The following is a 19,083-nucleotide window of genomic DNA, read 5'->3' as shown; positions in this document are numbered from 1 at the left end:
AATTGGCTGCCGCCCGCCTCCCCCATAAGCTGAGAGTGTCCCTGCAAAGCTCCTGAAACCACCGGAGCGCCCGCAGCAAAGCACTCGCGGAGAACAAAGCAATGAGTCATTTCCTGGATCGACTGAAGTTCATGTCGCGCGTCAAGTCCACCTATGCGGACGGCCACGGCGCGGTGGTGAACGAAGACCGCAAGTGGGAAGACGGCTATCGCAGCCGCTGGCAGCACGACAAGATCGTGCGCTCGACCCACGGCGTGAACTGCACCGGCTCCTGCTCGTGGAAGGTCTACGTGAAGAACGGCCTGATCACGTGGGAGACCCAGCAGACCGACTATCCGCGCACGCGCCCGGACCTGCCCAACCATGAGCCGCGCGGCTGCCCGCGCGGCGCCTCGTACAGCTGGTACGTCTACTCCGCGCAACGCGTCAAGTACCCGATGATCCGCGGCCGCCTGATGGAGATGTGGCGCGAGGCCCGCAAGACCATGGATCCGATCGCCGCGTGGGAATCGATCAGCCAGGATCCGAAGAAGGCCGCGCGCTACAAGAGCGTGCGCGGGCAGGGCGGCTTCGTGCGCGCCGACTGGAACACCGCCACCGAGATCATTGCCGCGGCCAATGCCTTTACCGTGAAGAAGTTCGGTCCGGACCGCGTGATCGGCTTCTCGCCGATCCCGGCCATGTCGATGGTGTCGTATGCCGCCGGCGCACGCTACCTGAGCCTGCTCGGCGGCGCCTGCCTGTCGTTCTACGACTGGTACTGCGACCTGCCGCCGGCCAGCCCGCAAGTGTGGGGGGAACAGACCGACGTGCCGGAATCGGCCGACTGGTACAACTCCACCTACCTGATGGTGTGGGGCTCGAACGTGCCGCAGACCCGCACGCCCGACGCGCACTTCTACACCGAGGTCCGCTACAAGGGCACCAAGACCGTCGCGGTGTCATCTGACTTCGGCGAGATGGTCAAGTTCGGCGACATCTGGCTGGCGCCGAAGCAAGGCACCGACGCCGCGCTGGCGATGGCCATGGGCCACGTGGTGCTGAAGGAATTCCACGCCAGCGGCAAGTCCGCCTACTTCCGCGACTACGTGAAGCAGTACACCGACATGCCGATGCTGGTGCTGCTGCGTGACAACCAGGGCACGCTGGTGCCCGACCACTTCCTGCGCGCGTCGCACCTGGCCGACAACCTCGGCGAAGCCAACCATCCCGAGTGGAAGACCCTGCTGGTCGACGACGCCACCGGCGAGATCGTCGCGCCCAACGGCTCGATCGGCTTCCGCTGGGGCGAAGGCGCCCACAACGGCGGCGAGAAGGTCGGCCGCTGGAACCTGGAGATGAAGGACGGCGGCAGCGGCCGCCCGGTCGAGCCGCGCCTGTCGCTGCTCGGCAATGAAGACGAGGTGGTGGAAGTGGGCTTCCCCTACTTCGGCGGCGAACACGATGAACTGCTGCGCCGCCGCGTGCCGGCACGCCGGCTGATGCTGGCCGATGGCAGCACTGCGCTGGTGGCGACCGTGTATGACCTGCAGATGGCCAACTACGGCGTGGATCAGGGACTCGGCGGCCCGAACGTCGCCGCCTCGTACGACGATGACGTGCCCTACACCCCCGCCTGGCAGGAAAAGCACACCTCAGTCCCGGCCCGCCTGGTGACGCAGGTTGCGCGCGAATTCGCCGACAACGCCGACCGCACGCAGGGCAAGAGCATGGTCATCGTCGGTGCCGCGCTCAACCACTGGTACCACAACGACATGATCTACCGCGGCATCATCAACCTGCTGATGATGTGCGGCTGCATCGGCAAGAGCGGCGGCGGCTGGGCCCACTACGTCGGCCAGGAAAAGCTGCGCCCGCAGTTCGGCTGGGCACCGCTCGCCTTCGGCCTGGACTGGTCGCGCCCGCCGCGCCAGATGAACGGCACTTCGTTCTTCTACAACCACACCAGCCAGTGGCGCCACGAGAAGCTGGCCGTCGACGAGATCCTGTCGCCGACCGCCGACCGCAAGCGCTATGACGGCCTGTCGCTGCTGGACCTGAACGCGCGCTCCGAACGCATGGGATGGCTGCCGTCGGCACCGCAGCTCGGCACCAATCCGCTCGACGTGGTCGATGCGGCCGAGCGCGCCGGGCAGGACCCGGTCGCCTACACGGTCGAGCAACTGAAGTCCGGCAAGCTCCAGTTCGCCTGCGACGATCCCGACAACCCGGCCAACTTCCCGCGCAATATGTTCGTGTGGCGCTCCAACATCCTGGGCAGCTCGGGCAAGGGGCATGAGTACTTCCTGAAGTACCTGCTGGGCACGCAGAACGCCGTGTTCGGCGACGAGAACGACGCCATCAAGCCGAGCGAAGTCAACGTGCGCCCGGCCGCCGAAGGCAAGCTGGACCTGCTGACCGTGCTGGATTTCCGCATGAGCACCACCTGCCTGTACGGCGACATCGTGCTGCCCACCGCCACCTGGTACGAGAAGGACGACCTCAACACGTCCGACATGCACCCGTTCATCCACCCGCTGTCCGAAGCCGTGCAGCCGCTGTGGGAAAGCAAGACCGACTGGGAGATCTACAAGGCCATCGCGAAGAAGTTCAGCGAGATCGCCGGGCCCTACCTCGGCACGCGCAAGGACCTGGTGTGCACGCCGCTGCTGCACGACACCCCGGGCGAACTGGGCCAGCCGTTCGAGCCGAAGGACTGGAAGGCCGGCGAGTGCGACCTGATCCCCGGCAAGACCGCGCCGTCGATGACCGTGGTCGAACGCAACTACGCCGACATCTACAAGAAATTCACCTCGATCGGGCCGCTGCTGGACAAGCTCGGCAATGGCGGCAAGGGCATCAACTGGAACACCCAGCATGAAGTGAAGGAGATCGGCCACCTCAGCCACACGGTGAAGGAGCCCGGCGTCAGCCAGGGCCGCCCGCGGCTGGAGAGCGCGATCGATGCCGCCGAGATGATCCTGACCTTCGCGCCCGAGACCAACGGCCATGTCGCCGTCAAGGCGTGGGAAGCGCTGTCGAAGATCACCGGCCGCGACCACACGCACCTGGCCGAAGGCCGCGAGCACGACAAGATCCGCTTCCGCGACGTGCAGGCGCAGCCGCGCAAGATCATCTCCGCGCCGACCTGGTCGGGCCTGGAATCGGAAGAGGTCAGCTACAACGCCGGCTACACCAACGTGCACGAGCTGATCCCCTGGCGCACGCTGACCGGCCGCCAGCAGTTCTGGCAGGACCACCGCTGGATGCTGGACTTCGGCGAAGGCGCGTGCGTGTACAAGCCGGCCATCGACACCAAGACCGTGGCGCCGATGCTGGGCAAGAGGCCCAACGGCAACCCGGAGCTGGTGCTGAACTGGATCACGCCGCACCAGAAGTGGGGCATCCACTCCACCTACTCGGACAACCTGCGCATGCTGACGCTGTCGCGCGGCGGCCCGCACGTGTGGATCTCGGAGACCGAGGCCAAGGCCAACGGCATCCGCGACAACGACTGGGTCGAGGTCTTCAACGTCAACGGCACGCTGACGGCGCGCGTGGTGGTGTCGCAGCGCGTGCCCAAGGGCATGTGCCTGATGTACCACGCCCAGGAAAAGATCGTGAACGTGCCCGGCGCCGAGACCAGCGGCATGCGCGGCGGCATCCATAACTCGGTCACGCGCGCCGTGACCAAGCCCACCCACATGATCGGCGGCTACGCGCAGCTGGCCTACGGCTTCAACTACTACGGCACCGTGGGCAGCAACCGCGACGAGTTCGTGATCCTGCGCAAGATGAAGAAGGTCGACTGGCTGGAAGGGCCGCTCGTGGAAAAGACTGAGAAGGAAGGAGCCTCGCAATGAAGATCCGTGCCCAGGTGGCCATGGTGCTGAACCTCGACAAGTGCATCGGCTGCCATACCTGCTCCGTGACCTGCAAGAACGTCTGGACCAGCCGCGACGGCGTCGAGTACGCCTGGTTCAACAACGTCGAGACCAAGCCCGGCATCGGCTACCCCAAGGAATGGGAGAACCAGGACAAGTGGCAGGGCGGCTGGAAGCGCAACGCCGACGGCACGCTGGAGCCGCGCCAGGGCGGCAAGCTGAAGATCCTGGCGAACCTGTTCGCCAACCCCAACCTGCCGCAGATCGACGAGTACTACGAGCCCTTCACCTACGACTACGAGCACCTGCAGAAGGCGCCGCTGGTGCAGACCCCGCCCACCGCGCGTCCGGTCTCGGTGCTGACGGGCCGCAAGATGGAAAAGATCGAGTGGGGCCCGAACTGGGAAGACGACCTCGGCGGCGAATTCAGCTCGCGCGGCCGTGACAAGCTCTTCGACGACGTGCAGAAGGAGATGTACTCGACCTTCGAGAACACCTTCATGATGTACCTGCCGCGCCTGTGCGAGCATTGCCTGAACCCGGCCTGCGTGGCCTCGTGCCCGTCGGGCTCGATCTACAAGCGCGAGGACGACGGCATCGTGCTGGTCGACCAGGACAAGTGCCGCGGCTGGCGCATGTGCATCTCGGGCTGCCCGTACAAGAAGATCTACTTCAACTGGCAGAGCGGCAAGGCCGAGAAATGCCTGTTCTGCTATCCGCGCATCGAGGCCGGCCAGCCCACGGTCTGCTCCGAGACCTGCGTCGGCCGCATCCGCTACCTCGGCGTGATGCTGTACGACGCCGACCGCATCGAGCAGGCGGCATCGGTGGCCGATGAGCGCGACCTGTACCAGTCGCAGCTCGACGTCTTCCTCGATCCGCACGACCCGGCGGTGCAGGCCGAGGCGCTGCGCCAGGGCATCCCGCAAACCTGGCTCGATGCCGCGCGCAAGTCGCCGGTCTACAAGATGGCGTGCGAGTGGAAGATCGCCTTCCCGCTGCACCCGGAGTACCGCACCCTGCCGATGGTCTGGTATGTCCCGCCGCTGTCGCCGATCCAATCCGCGGCCGAGGCTGGCCACATGGGCATGAACGGCGTGATCCCGGACGTCAAGAGCCTGCGCATCCCGGTCAAGTACCTGGCCAACCTGCTGACCGCGGGCGACGTGATGCCGGTACTGTCCGCACTGGACCGCATGCTGGCGATGCGCGCGTACAAGCGCTCGCAGGTGGTGGACGGCGTGCAGGACCTGGGCGTGCTGGAGCAGGTGGGCCTGACGCCCGCGCAGGTCGAGGACATGTACCAGACCATGGCCATCGCCAACTACGAGGACCGCTTCGTGATCCCGTCCTCGCACAAGGAGATGGTCGAGGACAGCTTCAACGACAAGGCCAGCTGCGGCTTCACCTTCGGCAACGGCTGCTCGGGCGGCGCCTCGGACGGCTCGCTGTTCGGCAAGAAGCCACAGGGCAGCGTCCACTTCGCCGACATGCCCAAGTCGCGCAAGAAGGCAGTGATGAGCTGATGCCTGCCACGAACCGCACGGAGAACAACATGCCCCTCTATCCCATCCTCAGCGCCCTGCTCGGCTATCCCGAGCAGGAACTGCTCGACGCCCTGCCCGAGATCGACGCCGCGCTGGCCGAATGGCCGCAGGCGCGCGAGCTGCTGGCCCCCGTGACCGGCCTGCTGCGCAGCGAGTCGCTGATCGCGCTGCAGGAGAACTACGTCGCCACCTTCGACCGCAACCCGGCGCACTCGCTGCACCTGTTCGAGCACGTGCACGGCGAAAGCCGCGACCGCGGCCAGGCCATGGTCGACCTGATCGACGAGTACCGGCGCGAAGGCTTTGAACCCGCCGCGTCCGAGCTGCCCGACTACGTGCCGCTGTTCCTGGAGTTCCTCGGCGCGCTGGTGGCCGACGGCAAGGAAGCGCGCGCCGAGCAATTGCTGGGCGACGCGATCCACGTGCTGGCCGCGATCGGCGAGCGCCTGGCGCGCAACGAAAGCCCGTACGCCGGCGTGTTCGCGGTGCTGCGCACGCTGACCGACGTGCAGCCGCAACCGCAGCAGGAGCCGCCGGTGCGGGATATGGATGAAGCGCTGGAGACCTTCGGGCCGGGGGCTGATGGCGTGGAGCCGTTGCTGGCGCCGCAAGGCGGGCCGCAGGCGGTGAAGTTCTATCCGCGTGGCACGGCGCCGGTGCCATTGCCTTGCTGAAATGCTTACGCGAGCCGACTGTTTGCTCCCCTCCCCCCTGAGGGGAAGAGGGAACACAGTCGGCAACAGCGAAGACACAGGCAAGCCAAACACACGATCGATCCTAGCGAGCTAACACACCATGGCAACCCTCCACCAATTCCTCTACGGCATCTACCCGTACATCGCTGCCGCCATCTTCCTGTTCGGCAGCCTGGCCCGCTTCGAGCGCGAGCAATACACCTGGAAGACCGACAGCTCGCAGGTGCTGTACCGCGGCAACCTGCGCACCGGCAACATCCTGTTCCACGTCGGCATCCTCGGCCTGTTCTTCGGCCACCTGGTCGGCCTGCTGACGCCGGTGGCGGTGTGGGATGCGCTGGGTGTCTCGCACGGCTTCAAGCAGGCCGTGGCAATGGCCGCCGGCGGCGTGATGGGCACCATGTGCCTGGCCGGACTGCTGATCCTGCTGCACCGCCGCCTGACCAACGCCCGCGTGTCGGCCGTGACCCGCACCGGCGACAAGGTGCTGCTGCTGTGGCTGCTGGTGACGCTGCTGCTGGGCCTGTCCACCATCTTCGAATCCGCCAGCCACATGGACGGCCACATGATGGTGCAGCTGATGACCTGGGCACAGCACATCGTCACGCTGCGCGGCGATGCCGCCAGCTATATCGCCGATGCGCCGCTGCTGTTCAAGGCGCACCTGTTCATGGGCATCACGCTGTTCGCGATCTTCCCGTTCACGCGGCTGGTGCATGTGTGGAGCGGCTTCGCCTCGGTCGGCTATCTCGGCCGCGCCTGGCAACTGGTGCGCAGCCGCTGAGCGCCGCCACCCGACAAGGAGAAACAGCATGCCTGTCACCGTCAACGGCGTGGAACTGCGCGACGCCGATATCGAACGCGAGCTGGACCACCATCACGATGCCGCCAACCCGGCGCGGCTGGCCACCATCTCGGCCATCCTGCGCCAACTGGTGCGCACCGAAGCCGACCGCATCGGCCTTGCCGCCGAAGGACTGGACGACGACGCCCTGGCGCTGGCCCTGCTGGAACGCGAGGCCGGCATCCCCGAGCCCGACGAAGCCAGCTGCCGCCGCCACTACGACAGCCGCCCCGAGCGCTTTCGCGACGGCGAATGGGTCGAGGCCGACCATATCCTGTTCCAGGTCACGCCGCGCGTGCCGCTGGACGCGCTGCGCGAGATTGCCGCGCAGACGCTGGCACTGGTGCGCGGCGATCCTTCCACCTTTCCCGAGCACGCCCGCGCGCTGTCCAACTGCCCGAGCGGCGCCAACGGCGGCCGCCTTGGCCGCGTGTTCCGCGGCGAGACCGCGCCGGAATTCGAGCGCGCGCTGTTCGCCGGACAGCAGGACGGCGTGCTGCCGCATTTGCTTGAGACCCGTTATGGCCTGCATATCCTGCGCATCCTGGAACGCTGCCCCGGCACGCGCCTGCCCTTCGATGCGGTGCGCGGCGACATTGCCCGCGCCCTGGCCAGCGCCGCGCGCGACCGTGCCTGGAAGCAGTATGCCAGCCTGCTGATCGGGCGCGCGCGCATCGAAGGCATCGAGCTGGAGGGCGCCGACAGCCCGCTGGTGCAGTAGCGCCCGGACGCCGCCATGCATCACATCGAACAACTGCTCAAAGGTTTCGAACGCTTCCAGCAACGCTATTTCGACGACGAGCCCGGGCTGTTCGACACGCTGCGCACGGGCCAGCGGCCGCCCACGCTGCTGATCGGCTGCAGCGATTCACGCGTCGATCCTGGCCTGCTGCTGGGCTGCGATCCGGGCGAGCTCTTTACCGTGCGCAATATCGGCAACCTGGTGCCGCCCTGCACCGGCCGCCATGAAGGCAGCCTGCACGGCGTATCCGCGGCGATCCAGTTTGCCGTGCAGCAGCTGCGCGTGGCGCGCATCATCGTGATGGGCCACGGCGGCTGCGGCGGCATCCGCGCCTTGCTGGCGCAGCCGGCCGACGCCGGCGACCATCCGCCCGACGAAAGCGAAGACCCCGACTACATCGGCGCCTGGGTGCGCATCGCGGCACCAGCGCGCAGGCAGGTGGAGGAAACCCTGGCCGCGGCCAGCGCCGCCGAGCGCCAGCGCGCCTGCGAACAGGCGGCGATCCTGGTGTCGCTGCGCAACCTGCAGACTTTCCCGTTCGTGCGGCGCGCACTGGAGGCCGGCACGCTGACGCTGCACGGCTGGTATTTCGACTTGCAGGCCGGCGCGCTGCTGGCCTATTCGCAGCGTGCCGACAGCTTCCTGCCGCTGGTGTGCCCGCTGCCCGCCCAAACTGAACTCCGCGAACCCTGCGAACCCTGACCCCATGCATCCCTTCATCCTTGGCATTACCGGCACCTCCGGCAGCGGCAAGACCACGCTGATCACGGCACTGCTGCCGTGGTTCCGCGCGCAGGGCCTGACCGTCAACGTGATCAAGCACAGCCATCATCCGCTGGAACTGGAGCCGCCGGGCAAGGACAGCGCGCGCTTTCGCGCCGCCGGCGCGGCCGAGGTGATGGTGGCATCGCCCTATCGCTTCGCCATCGTGCGCGAACTGGCCGACGAGGCCGAGCCGACGCTGGCCGAGCAGGTGGCGCGCCTGCGGCCGGCCGATATCACGCTGGTGGAAGGCTTCCGGCGCGAGGCGATTCCGCGCATCGAGGTCTACCGGCCGGCGCACGGGCGCGCGCCCTACTACCCGGGCGACCCTTCGATCGTCGCGCTGGCCAGCGATGCGCGCATGGACACGGTACTGCCTTGCATGGCCCTTGACGACATTGCACAGGTGGGGGGCTTCATCCTCGCCATGAAGGACGAGGCGGGGGCGGCGAGCGCGGCCGCCGCGTTCAGTCGCTCGCGCGACGGTGCAACGGCCAGATGACATTCACGGCCTCGCCGTCGTTGCGGTAGGCGTGGCAGGTGTCCAGTATCCAGGGCCGGGGTACGGGCTCGTCTCCCGCCAGCTTGGCATGCCACGGCGACTGTTCGCGCTGGACCGACATGATGATCTGCATCGCGGTGGTGGCCAGCGGCCCCAGCAGCTCGGTCAGGTGGGTACAGCCCTTGGCGCCCCCCAGGCGCGCCCTGGCCTGCTGCCGGAAGCCGCCGCCGATGCGCAGGCCCTCGAGCTGCCGATAGGCGGCGTTGATCTCCGCGCAGTATGGCGTCGGGCCGGTCTCGGTGCGGGCCTCGAAGCGCCGGATCACCAGGTCCGCGTCGATCGTCATGCACAGGCGCATCTGGTGAATGAAGCCCCCGTCGGGCACGCTGACAAAGGGCAGTTCGGTGGCGTCGGCGGAAATATCATCCATATCGGCCTCGATGTCATAGAGGCCATCGTCGCGCAGATAGCCGCGGCATTGGATCTGGCGGGTGTGACGCAGCGTGCGTCCGGGTTGGGGCGTGGGGGCTGTTTCCATGCGTGTTTCCGTCGGGCTTCTGGTATTGCCGGTCATGATGGACGCTAGCGGCGCCGGAATCGCCCCCCAGTATCGGGTGGCGCGGCTCCAGTGCCGCGCAGGATCGCCGCCAGATGGCTACCAGCTGCTGTCCGGGCTGCCCGCGCCGGAGGCACGGTGGCTGGCAAAGTGCTCCAGCAGGAAATCCACCAGCGCCCGCACCTTGTCCGGACGATGGTTGCGCGCCGGGAACACCAGGTGGATATCCGCGGGCGCGAACTGCCATTGCGGCAGCACCCGGCGCAGGGCGCCGCTGCGCAGGGGCTCCGCAACATCCCACTCGGAGCGCACGATCAGGCCCTGGCCATCGAGCGCCCAGGCCAGCGCCGACTCGCCGTCATTGGTGCTCATGGTGCCGCGGACCTTGACGGTCTCCTGCTGCGCGCCATGGCGCAGGTGCCAGGTGCCGAAGGTCTCGTCGGCTTCGCGGATGAAGATGCAGTTGTGCCGCGCCAGCTCGCGCGGGCTTGACGGCTCGCCCCGCGCTTCCAGGTAGGACGGCGCGGCACAGAGCAGGCGGCGGTTGTTGGCCAGCAGGCGCGCCGTCAGCCTCACGTCCGGCATCTCGCCAAAGTGGATCATGGCGTCCAGGGCCTGCTCGACCAGGTTCAGGGGCCGGTCGGTCAGGTAGAGCTGGACCTCGATGTTCGGAAAGCGGCGCGAGAACCCCGACAGCGCCGGCGCGATATGCCGCCGTCCGAAGCCGAGCGTTGCGCCGATCTTCAGCAAGCCGTGCGGGGTGCTGCCGGTACCCGCGATCGATCGCTCCAGCGCTTCCATCTCCGCCAGGATCCTTGCCCCCTCCACCAGATAGCTTTCCCCTTCCGGCGTCAGGCTGATGCGGCGCGTGGTCCGGTGCAGCAACCGGACGCGCAGCCGTGCCTCCAGCCCCGCCAGCCGCTTGCTGACCGCGGGCGGCGTCACGCCAAGCTCCTGCGCCGCGCCGGCCAGGCTGCCGTGCTTGTTGATGCACGCAAAGAACGCGACGTCCGAGAGGTTATCCATTAGTGAATATCAGGAAACAAAGAAGTAACTGAGTTTGAATTATGTGCCTCTAGGTGAATGATACGATGGTTTCCATAACGATTCCTAAACCAGGAGACACCCATGAAAGTTGCCCACCTCACGGCCTTGCTGCTGTGTGCCGCGTCGATCGGCACGGCCGCGGCCCAGTCCTATCCCCAGCGCCCGGTACGCCTGATCGTGCCGTACGCCCCGGGCGGCAGCGCAGACATCGCCGCCCGCCTGGTCTCGGATGCCTGGTCGAAGAGCCTGGGCGGCACCATCGTGGTCGAGAACCGTGCCGGCGCCGGCGGCAATATCGGCGTCGATGCCGTGGCCAAGGCCGCCGCCGACGGCTACACCATCGGCCTGCAGACGGTGTCCCTGGCCATCAACCCGGGCCTGTTCCCGCGCATGCCGTATGACACGCTGAAGGACCTGGCCCCGATCGGCATGGTCGCCAGTTCGCAGCACGTGCTGGTGGTCAACAACAACGTGCCCGCCAGGAACCTGCAGGAACTGATCGCCGCTGCCAGGGCCACGCCGGGCAAGCTGACCTACGGGTCCGCGGGCAACGGCAGCACCTTCCATATGTCGGCCGAGCTGTTCAAGTCGGTGGCCAACGTCTCCATCGTCCACGTGCCGTACCGCGGCGGCGGCCCTGCCCTGGTCGACACCATCGCGGGCCAGGTCGACATGAGCTTCCCGGTGATCTCGGCCGCGCAGCAGCATGTGCAGGGCGGCAAGCTCAAGGCGCTCGCCGTCACCGGCAGCAAGCGCGCGCCGCAGTTGCCCAATGTGCCGACCGCGGCCGAGGCGGGCCTGTCCGGCTATGCCTTCGAGACCTGGTTCATGGTGTTTGCCCCGGCCGGCACGCCCAGGCCCGTGATCGACAAGCTGAACGCGACGCTGAACACCGCGCTGGCCGCCCAGGCAACCCGTGAGCGCATGCTCAAGGAAGGCTTCGAGCCCACCCCGACCACGCCCGAGGCCGCCCGCCAGCGCCTGGAAAAGGAGATGCCCGTGTGGGCCAACCTGATCAGGCAGCGCGGCATCACCGCGGAATAACGACAGACAAGGCAGTTGCCATGACCCCCAAGACGCTATACCAGAAGCTGGTCGACTCCCATACCGTGGCCAGGATCGACGACGACAATGTGCTGTTGTACTGCGACCTGCACCTGATGAACGAGTACACCAGCCCGCAGGCTTTCGCCGGGCTGCGTGAACAGGACCGCGGCGTGCTGGTGCCCGGCCAGAACGTCTCGGTGGTCAGCCATATCATCCCGACGCACCCCAGCGCAATCCGCGTGATCGCGGACCCGGCCTCGGCGCTGCAGGCCACCAACCTGCGTGCCAATTGCGAGCGGCACGCGATCCCGCTGTTCGACACCAACGACACGCTGCAGGGCATCGAGCATGTGATCGCGCCCGAGCACGGCATGATCCGGCCGGGCATGGTGGTGATCTGCGGCGACAGCCATACCACCACCTATGGCGCGCTCGGCGCGCTGGGCTTTGGCATCGGCACCTCCGAGGTCGAGCATGTGCTGGCCACCCAGACGCTGGTCTACCGGATGGCCAGGACCATGCGCATCCGCGTGGACGGCAAGCTGCCCGCCGGCACCACCGCCAAGGACCTGATCCTCAGGATCATCGGCGCGATCGGCGCGCAGGGTGCGCGCGGCTATGTGGTGGAGTACTGCGGATCGGCGATCCGCGACCTGAGCGTCGAGGCACGCTTCACGCTGTGCAACATGACCGTGGAGGCCGCGGCGCGCGGCGCGCTGATCGCGCCGGACGCGGTCGCCACCGACTATGTGCTGCGCCGCGCCGTCGATATCGAAGGCCCGCAGCGCGACGCCGCGCTCGGCTACTGGGCGACTCTCCAAAGCGATGCTGACGCCGTGTTCGACATGGACTTCGTGTTCCACGCAAGCGAGATCGAGCCCTACGTGACCTGGGGCACCAGCCCGGACCAGGTGCTGCCGGTTTCCGGGCAGATTCCGTTCCCGGAAGACCAGCTCGATGAGGCCGAGCAGCGCTCGGTCGAGCGCGCGCTGGCGTACACACACCTGCAGCCGGGCGCCGCGCTGGCAGGCACGCCGATCCAGCACGTCTTCATCGGCTCCTGCACCAACGGCCGTATCGAGGACCTGCGCGCGGTGGCCAGCGTGGTGCGCGGCCGCAAGGTGGCCGCCGGGGTCCGGGCCATGGTGGTGCCCGGATCGGGCGCGGTCAAGGCCCAGGCCGAGCGCGAGGGCCTGGCCGAAGTCCTCACCGCCGCCGGCTTTGAATGGCGGCAACCGGGCTGCTCGATGTGCCTGGCCATGAACGACGACGTGCTCGCCGACGGCGTGCGCTGCGCTTCCACCACCAACCGCAATTTCGAGGGCCGGCAGGGACGCGGTGCCATCACCCACCTGATGAGCCCGGCCATGGCCGCCGCGGCCGCCGTCACCGGCGTCATCACCGACGTCCGCAAGCTGGAGATCACCCATGCCTGAACCCACCTGCATCGCCGGCAAAGGCGCCGCCATCCGCTTCGAGAACCTCGATACCGACCAGATCATCCCCAAGCAGTTCCTGCGCGGGATCGACAAGGCCGGGCTGGCCGAGGGCATCCTCTACGACCACCGCTTCGATGCCAGCGGCGCGCCGCGCCCTGGCTTCGTGCTGAACCGGCCCGAGTACGCCGGCACCAGCATCCTGGTAAGCGGCGCCAACTTCGGCTGCGGCTCCAGCCGCGAGCACGCCGTCTGGGGCCTGCAGCAATTCGGCATCCGCGCCGTGATTGCGCCGAGCTTCGGCGAGATCTTCTATTCGAACGCGATGAACAACCGGCTGCTGCTGGTGATGCTGCCGCGCGAGGTGATCGAGCAGTTGATGAACGACGTGGACGCGGACGCGGGCAACACCATCAGCATCGATGTCGGGGCGATGCGCGTGCGCACCCCCTCCGGCAACTACGCCTTCGAGCTGTCGGCACGGCACCGCCGCATGTTTATCGAGGGGCTGGACATGATCGGCCTGTCGCTGCGGCAGCGCGGCGAGATCGAGCAGTTCATCCAGCAGTACCAGAGCGCGTTCCCGTGGACAACGAACGTGGCCAGGCGCACGCGCGACCGCCTGGGCGCGACCTGAAGCATGCCCTTGCAAGCGCATCGCCTTCACGGTGCGCTTGCACCATAGCAACCACAAGCATCAACCACCCCACACTTCGTTCCCGCACCACCGCCGTCGTTTGATGCCAGTCAATTCCATGTCGTCAGTGTGTCCGCATGATTTCCACATGACGACAGGTGCCCGCCACGCAGGCATGGGCACCGCGAAACCGCTTTCCTCACCGCTGATCCACGGCACCCATGAAAGCAAAAAACTGGCTGTACCCGGCAATCGCGGCATTGCCGCTCTCACTCTGGCTCGGGCTGCCACATGCAGCCACCAAGGCAGAACCGAAAGCGGAACAGAAGGCCGCCATCCCCACCCTAACTGCCGCTGAGTTCGACCACGCCCGGCAGATCTACTTCGAGCGCTGCGCCGGCTGCCACGGCGTGCTGCGCAAGGGCGCGACCGGCAAGGCGCTGACGCCTGACATCACCCGCGCACGCGGCACCGAGTACCTGAAGACCTTCATCAAGTACGGCAGCCCCGCCGGCATGCCCAACTGGGGCACCTCGGGCGACCTCTCCGACAAGGAAGTCGACCTGATGGCGCGCTATATCCAGCTCGACCCGCCGACCCCGCCCGAGTACTCGCTGGCCGATATCGAGAAAAGCCGCAAGGACATCCTGCCGGTGGCCCAGCGCCCGACCAGGAAGATGAACCAGTACAACCTGGACAATCTCTTCTCGGTCACGCTGCGCGACGCCGGCGAAGTGGCGCTGATCGACGGCGACAGCAAGCAGATCATCAATATCGTCAAGACCGGCTACGCGGTGCATATCTCGCGCATGTCGGCGTCCGGGCGCTACCTGTACGTGATCGGCCGCGACGCGCGGCTGGACCTGATCGATCTGTGGCTGCCCAAGCCCGATATCGTCGCCGAAGTGAAGATCGGCATGGAGGCACGCTCGGTCGAGACCTCCAAGTACAAGGGCTATGAAGACAAGTATGCCGTGGCCGGCTCCTACTGGCCGCCGCAGTACGTGATCATGGAAGGCGACACGCTCAAGCCGCTCAAGGTGGTCTCCACGCGCGGCATGACCGTGGACAACGAATACCACCCCGAGCCGCGCGTGGCGGCCATCGTCGCCAGCCATTTCCATCCAGAGTTCGTGATCAATGCCAAGGAGACCGGCAAGATCCTGATGGTCGACTACTCGGACCTGTCCAACCTGAAGACCACCACGATTGATTCAGCCAAGTTCCTGCATGACGGCGGCTTCGACGCCACCGGCCGCTACTTCCTGGTGGCCGCCAATGCGTCCGACAAGATCGCCGTGGTCGACACCAAGGAGAACAAGCTGGCCGCGCTGATCGACGTGGGCAAGACCCCGCATCCGGGGCGCGGCGCCAACTTCACGCATCCGAAGTTCGGCCCGGTCTGGACCACCAGCCACCTTGGCGACGAGACCATCAGCCTGATCGGCACCGATCCGGCCGGACACCCCGCGCAGGCGTGGAAGGTGGTGCAGACCATCAAGGGCCAGGGCGGGGGCTCGCTCTTCATCAAGACCCACCCGAAGTCGTCCAACCTGTGGGTCGACACGCCGCTGAACCCTGACGCCAAGCTCAACCAGTCGGTGGCGGTGTTCGACACGCGCAACCTGGAAGCCGGCTACAAGGTGCTGCCGATCGCCGACTGGGCCGACCTCAAGGGCGCGGGCGCCAGGCGCGTGGTGCAGGCCGAGTACAACAAGGCCGGCGACGAGGTCTGGTTCTCGGTCTGGGGCACCAAGGACGGCGAGTCCGCGCTGGTGGTGGTCGACGACAAGACCCGCACGCTCAAGACCGTGATCAAGGACAAGCGCCTGATCACCCCGACCGGCAAGTTCAACGCCTACAACACGCAGCACGACGTGTACTGAGCCGGCGCCACCATGCGTAATCACATCGCCTGGCGGCGCGCTGCACTGGCGGGGCTGGCAACAGCCCTGCTGGGTGCAGCGCCCGGCGCGGCGGCCCAGCCCAATCCTGCCCGGCAGGCGCAGCTTGCGCACTGGCTGCGCGATGACTGCGGCGCCTGCCACGGCATGACGCTGCGCGGCGGGCTGGGCCCGCCGCTGACGCGCGAGGCATTGTCCGGCAAGCCGCCCGAGGGCCTGGTGGCCACCGTGCTGTACGGCCGCCCCGGCACCGCGATGCCGCCCTGGCAACCTTTCATGACGCAGGATGAAGCCCAATGGCTGATCGATCGACTGCAGGCCGGCAAGCCACCGGCCGCCTCGCCGCAAGGCAACTGATCCGCGGCCTGGCCGCGGCCTTGTGCGCCACCGTTGCCGCCGCGCTGGTGGCCGGTTGTGCCAGCGCCGTGCGCGGCACCGGCGACCTGGGCGTGGTGGTGGAGCGCGCCGCCGGACGGCTGCAGATCGTCGAGACCACCGGCATGACCCGGCTGGCAACCGTGGAAGGACTGGGCGATTTGTCCCACGCCAGCGTGGTGTTCTCGCGCGATGCACGCTACGCCTATGTCTTCGGCCGCGACGGCGGCCTGACGCGCGTGGACCTGCTCGGCGCCCGCATCACCCACCGCGTGCTGCAGGCGGGCAACAGCATCGGCGGCGCGATCTCGCAGGATGGCCGCGTGGTGGCCGCGCAGAACTACGCGCCCGGCGGCATCCGCCTGTTCGACGCCCAGACGCTTGAGCCGCTGGCGGAGCTGCCGGCCATCGGCAATGACGGCCGCCGCTCCAAGGTGGTGGGCCTGGCCGACCTGCCCGGCCGCCGCTTTGCCGCCAGCCTGTTCGAATCCGGCGAGGTCTGGATCATCGACGCCAGCGATCCGCGCCAGCCGCAGGTGACACGCCTGCCCGCCGGCCGCGAGCCGTACGACGGACTGGCCACGCCCGACGGCCGCTGGTACCTGGCCGGGCTGTTCGGTGAGGACGGCCTGGCGCTGGTCGACCTGTGGCAGGCGCCACTGCAGTCGCGCCGCGTGCTCTCCGGCTACGGCCGCGGCAGCGCGCCGCTGCCGGTCTACAAGATGCCGCACCTGCGCGGCTGGGCCATGGCCCAGGGCATGGCCTGGCTGCCGGCGATCGGCCGTCATGAGGTGCTGGTGGCCGATCCCGCCAACGGCTGGCAGCAGGCCGCGCGCGTGGCCCTGGCCGGCCAGCCGGTCTTTGTGATGGCACGACCCGACGGGCGCCAGGTCTGGGTCAACTTCGCCTTCCCCCACAACGACACGGTGCAGGTGATCGACACCGCCACGCGCCAGGTGGTGCGCACGCTGCATCCCTGCCGCGGCGTGCTGCACATGGAGTTCACGCCCAAGGGCGAATCCCTGTGGCTGTCCTGCCGCGACGACGACCGTGTCGAGGTCTACGACACCGCCAGCCTGGCGCGAATTGCCACGCTGCCCGCCGACAACCCCAGCGGCATCTTCTTCACCGTGCGCGCGCAACGGTTCGGCATGTAAAGGGGCACCATGTACGATGAACTGAACGTCTACGACACCCTGCAGCGCGATTTCCCGCTGCAGCCGCGGCCCTACCAGGCGCTGGCCGGCAAGCTCGGCCTGTGCGAGCACACGCTGCTGAGCCTGCTGGCGCGCGACCTGGGCAGCGGGCGCATCAGCCGCGTCGGCGCCGTGTTCGCGCCCAACGTGATCGGCGTCAGCACGCTGGCGGCGCTGTCCGTGCCGCCGGCCCAGCTGGACCGCGTGGCGGCGCGCGTCAGCGCCTGCGCGGCGGTCAGCCACAACTATGCGCGCAGCGGCCACCCGTACAACCTGTGGTTCGTCGCGGGTGCGCGCGAGCGTCGCATGCTCGATGTCACGCTGGCGTCGATCGGGGACATGACCGGCCTGGCGCCGCTGGACCTGCCGATGGCCCGCGAGTATCACATCGACCTCGGCTTCCCGCTCGCGCGCCCGGGCAGCGCACGCGCCCGCCGCGCTGCCAGCGCGGCCGCTCCCGCCGCTCCCGCCGCGCCTGTCGCCCTGGACGATGACGACTGGCGCCTGGTGGCCGCACTGGAAGCCGGCCTGCCGCTGACGCCGCGCCCGTTCCACGCACTGGCAGCGCAAGCGCGGATGGCGATGCCTCAGGTCCTGGAGCGGCTGACGCGCTGGTCCGCGCAGGGCGTGATCCGGCGCCTGGGCGTGGTGCTGCAGCATGGGCGCTTCGGCTTCGGCCACAACGCCATGTGCGTGTGGGATGTGCCCGACGCACACGTGGACGCCATCGGCATGCGGCTGGCCCGGCAGGCGCGCGTGACCCTGTGCTACCGCCGCGCGCGCCGGCTGCCCGACTGGCCCTACAACCTGTTTGCGATGGTCCATGCGCGCAATGCGCAGGACTTGCAGCCCGCGCTGGCGCGCATCCATGCCACCGCCGGGCTGGAACATGCGCCCGGGACCGTGCTGGTCGGCACGCGCTGCTACAAGCAGCGCGGCACACGCTATGCCATGCAGGTGTCGGCATGACCGGTGCAATCGCCGCACTCGACCCGCTCGACCGCCGCATCATCAACGCGCTGCAGCGCGGGCTGCCGCTGGTGCCGCATCCGTATGCCGAAGCCGCGTCGGCCCTCGGCATCACCGAGACCGAACTGCTGGAGCGGCTGCGCGCACTGCTTGCCGCGGGCGTGCTGACGCGCTTCGGCCCGCTCTACCAGATCGAGCGCGCAGGCGGAAGCTTCGTGCTGTGCGCCTGCCATGCGCCCGCCGCACGGATGGACGCCGTGATCGCCGCCATCAACGCGCACCCCGAGGTCGCCCACCACTACGCGCGCACCCATCACCTGAACCTGTGGTTCGTGCTGGCGGTGGCGAGGCGGGGAGATGTCGCGCCGGTACTCGCGCGCATTGCGGCGGCGGCCGGCGTCGAGATCCTGCCGTTCCCCAAGGAACGCGAGTTCTTCGTCAACCTCTACCTGCCCGCCTGATGCCCGAGCCTGTCGATCCCGTCGACCTGGCGCTGATCCGCGCCACGCAAGCAGGACTGCCGCTGGTGCCGGCGCCCTACGCGGCAGTGGCCGGCGCACTCGGCCTGACCGAGCAGGAAGTGATTGCGCGGCTCGCCGCGATGCAGGCGCGCGGCGTGCTGCGCCGTATCGGCGCCGTTCCCAACCACTACCGGCTGGGCTGGCGCGCCAACGGCATGACCGTGTGGGACGTGGACGATGCGTGCATCGACACGCTGGGCCAGCGCATCGGCGCCCTGCCCTTCGTCAGCCATTGCTATTGCCGTCCGCGCCACTTGCCGCATTGGCCCTACAACCTGTTCGCGATGGTCCATGCGCGCTCCCGCGAAGACGCCGCGCCGCAGGTTGCCGTGATCGCGGCACTGCTTGGCGACGCCTGCCGCGCGCACGACGTGCTGTGGTCCACCCGCATCCTCAAGAAAACCGGGCTGCGCCTGCCGCCGCCCGGCCCAGACCAATAG

General features: G+C 67.9%; 18 protein-coding genes. 16 read left to right on the top strand and 2 right to left on the bottom strand.

Annotated elements, in window-relative coordinates; translation table 11 throughout:
• Positions 1-101: 101 nt before the first annotated feature.
• From AC3WVS_RS09470 to mobB, 7 genes are all read left to right on the top strand, one after another.
• On the top strand, positions 102-3,842 hold the full coding sequence (locus AC3WVS_RS09470) for a nitrate reductase subunit alpha (RefSeq protein ID WP_492318398.1): 3,741 nt from the start codon (positions 102-104) through the stop codon (positions 3,840-3,842).
• Positions 3,839-5,389, top strand: a complete 1,551-nt coding sequence (gene narH / locus AC3WVS_RS09465; RefSeq protein ID WP_010810870.1) for a nitrate reductase subunit beta — start codon at positions 3,839-3,841, stop codon at positions 5,387-5,389. The genes AC3WVS_RS09470 and narH overlap by 4 nt, the downstream gene beginning before the upstream one ends.
• Before the next feature lie 29 nt (positions 5,390-5,418).
• Positions 5,419-6,084 (top strand): nitrate reductase molybdenum cofactor assembly chaperone, encoded by a 666-nt coding sequence (narJ, locus tag AC3WVS_RS09460; protein WP_492318397.1) that lies wholly within the window; start codon positions 5,419-5,421, stop codon positions 6,082-6,084.
• Between the two features lie 121 nt (positions 6,085-6,205).
• Entirely contained in the window at positions 6,206-6,889 is a 684-nt protein-coding gene (gene narI / locus AC3WVS_RS09455; RefSeq protein WP_492318396.1) for a respiratory nitrate reductase subunit gamma, read from the top strand.
• 28 nt (positions 6,890-6,917) lie between these two features.
• Positions 6,918-7,670: a peptidylprolyl isomerase gene (locus tag AC3WVS_RS09450; protein ID WP_492318395.1), complete on the top strand. Its 753-nt coding sequence runs from the start codon at positions 6,918-6,920 to the stop codon at positions 7,668-7,670.
• Between the two features lie 15 nt (positions 7,671-7,685).
• Positions 7,686-8,393, top strand: a complete 708-nt coding sequence (locus AC3WVS_RS09445; RefSeq protein ID WP_492318394.1) for a carbonic anhydrase — start codon at positions 7,686-7,688, stop codon at positions 8,391-8,393.
• Between the two features lie 4 nt (positions 8,394-8,397).
• Positions 8,398-8,955, top strand: coding sequence for a molybdopterin-guanine dinucleotide biosynthesis protein B (gene mobB / locus AC3WVS_RS09440; RefSeq protein ID WP_492318393.1), 558 nt, complete (start codon positions 8,398-8,400; stop codon positions 8,953-8,955).
• Here the strand turns inward: mobB and AC3WVS_RS09435 are convergent.
• Both AC3WVS_RS09435 and AC3WVS_RS09430 read right to left on the bottom strand, forming a co-directional pair.
• Positions 8,921-9,493 (bottom strand): DUF2889 domain-containing protein, encoded by a 573-nt coding sequence (locus AC3WVS_RS09435; protein WP_492318392.1) that lies wholly within the window; start codon positions 9,491-9,493, stop codon positions 8,921-8,923. The genes mobB and AC3WVS_RS09435 overlap by 35 nt on opposite strands.
• A gap of 117 nt (positions 9,494-9,610) precedes the next feature.
• Positions 9,611-10,537 (bottom strand): LysR family transcriptional regulator, encoded by a 927-nt coding sequence (locus AC3WVS_RS09430; RefSeq protein ID WP_492318391.1) that lies wholly within the window; start codon positions 10,535-10,537, stop codon positions 9,611-9,613.
• Positions 10,538-10,639: 102 nt separating this feature from the next.
• Here AC3WVS_RS09430 and AC3WVS_RS09425 point away from each other — a divergent pair, with 102 nt between their 5' ends.
• From AC3WVS_RS09425 to ahbB (AC3WVS_RS09385), 9 genes are all read left to right on the top strand, one after another.
• The gene (locus AC3WVS_RS09425; protein WP_492318390.1) at positions 10,640-11,602 is read left to right on the top strand and encodes a tripartite tricarboxylate transporter substrate binding protein; all 963 of its coding nucleotides are present in this window, start codon (positions 10,640-10,642) and stop codon (positions 11,600-11,602) included.
• 20 nt (positions 11,603-11,622) lie between these two features.
• Positions 11,623-13,041: a 3-isopropylmalate dehydratase large subunit gene (gene leuC, locus AC3WVS_RS09420; protein ID WP_492318389.1), complete on the top strand. Its 1,419-nt coding sequence runs from the start codon at positions 11,623-11,625 to the stop codon at positions 13,039-13,041.
• Positions 13,034-13,678 carry a 3-isopropylmalate dehydratase small subunit gene (gene leuD, locus AC3WVS_RS09415; protein ID WP_492318388.1) on the top strand — a complete coding sequence of 215 codons (645 nt, stop codon included), beginning with the start codon at positions 13,034-13,036 and terminating at the stop codon, positions 13,676-13,678. Before leuC ends, leuD begins: the two co-directional genes overlap by 8 nt.
• A 221-nt stretch (positions 13,679-13,899) precedes the next feature.
• Positions 13,900-15,564: a cytochrome D1 domain-containing protein gene (locus AC3WVS_RS09410; RefSeq protein WP_492318387.1), complete on the top strand. Its 1,665-nt coding sequence runs from the start codon at positions 13,900-13,902 to the stop codon at positions 15,562-15,564.
• Positions 15,565-15,576: 12 nt separating this feature from the next.
• On the top strand, positions 15,577-15,939 hold the full coding sequence (locus AC3WVS_RS09405; RefSeq protein WP_492318386.1) for a c-type cytochrome: 363 nt from the start codon (positions 15,577-15,579) through the stop codon (positions 15,937-15,939).
• On the top strand, positions 15,879-17,114 hold the full coding sequence (locus tag AC3WVS_RS09400; protein WP_492318385.1) for a cytochrome D1 domain-containing protein: 1,236 nt from the start codon (positions 15,879-15,881) through the stop codon (positions 17,112-17,114). Before AC3WVS_RS09405 ends, AC3WVS_RS09400 begins: the two co-directional genes overlap by 61 nt.
• Positions 17,115-17,123: 9 nt before the next feature.
• Positions 17,124-18,122 carry a siroheme decarboxylase subunit beta gene (ahbB, locus tag AC3WVS_RS09395; protein WP_492318384.1) on the top strand — a complete coding sequence of 333 codons (999 nt, stop codon included), beginning with the start codon at positions 17,124-17,126 and terminating at the stop codon, positions 18,120-18,122.
• Positions 18,119-18,583, top strand: coding sequence for an Lrp/AsnC family transcriptional regulator (locus AC3WVS_RS09390; protein ID WP_492318383.1), 465 nt, complete (start codon positions 18,119-18,121; stop codon positions 18,581-18,583). Before ahbB (AC3WVS_RS09395) ends, AC3WVS_RS09390 begins: the two co-directional genes overlap by 4 nt.
• Positions 18,583-19,083, top strand: a complete 501-nt coding sequence (gene ahbB / locus AC3WVS_RS09385) for a siroheme decarboxylase subunit beta (protein WP_492318382.1) — start codon at positions 18,583-18,585, stop codon at positions 19,081-19,083. Before AC3WVS_RS09390 ends, ahbB (AC3WVS_RS09385) begins: the two co-directional genes overlap by 1 nt.

This window comes from Cupriavidus sp. CPT47-8839-RL05A (assembly GCF_058792255.1).
Note: the sequence above shows the minus strand (reverse complement) of the source record. Positions and strands in the feature narration are given on the sequence as shown.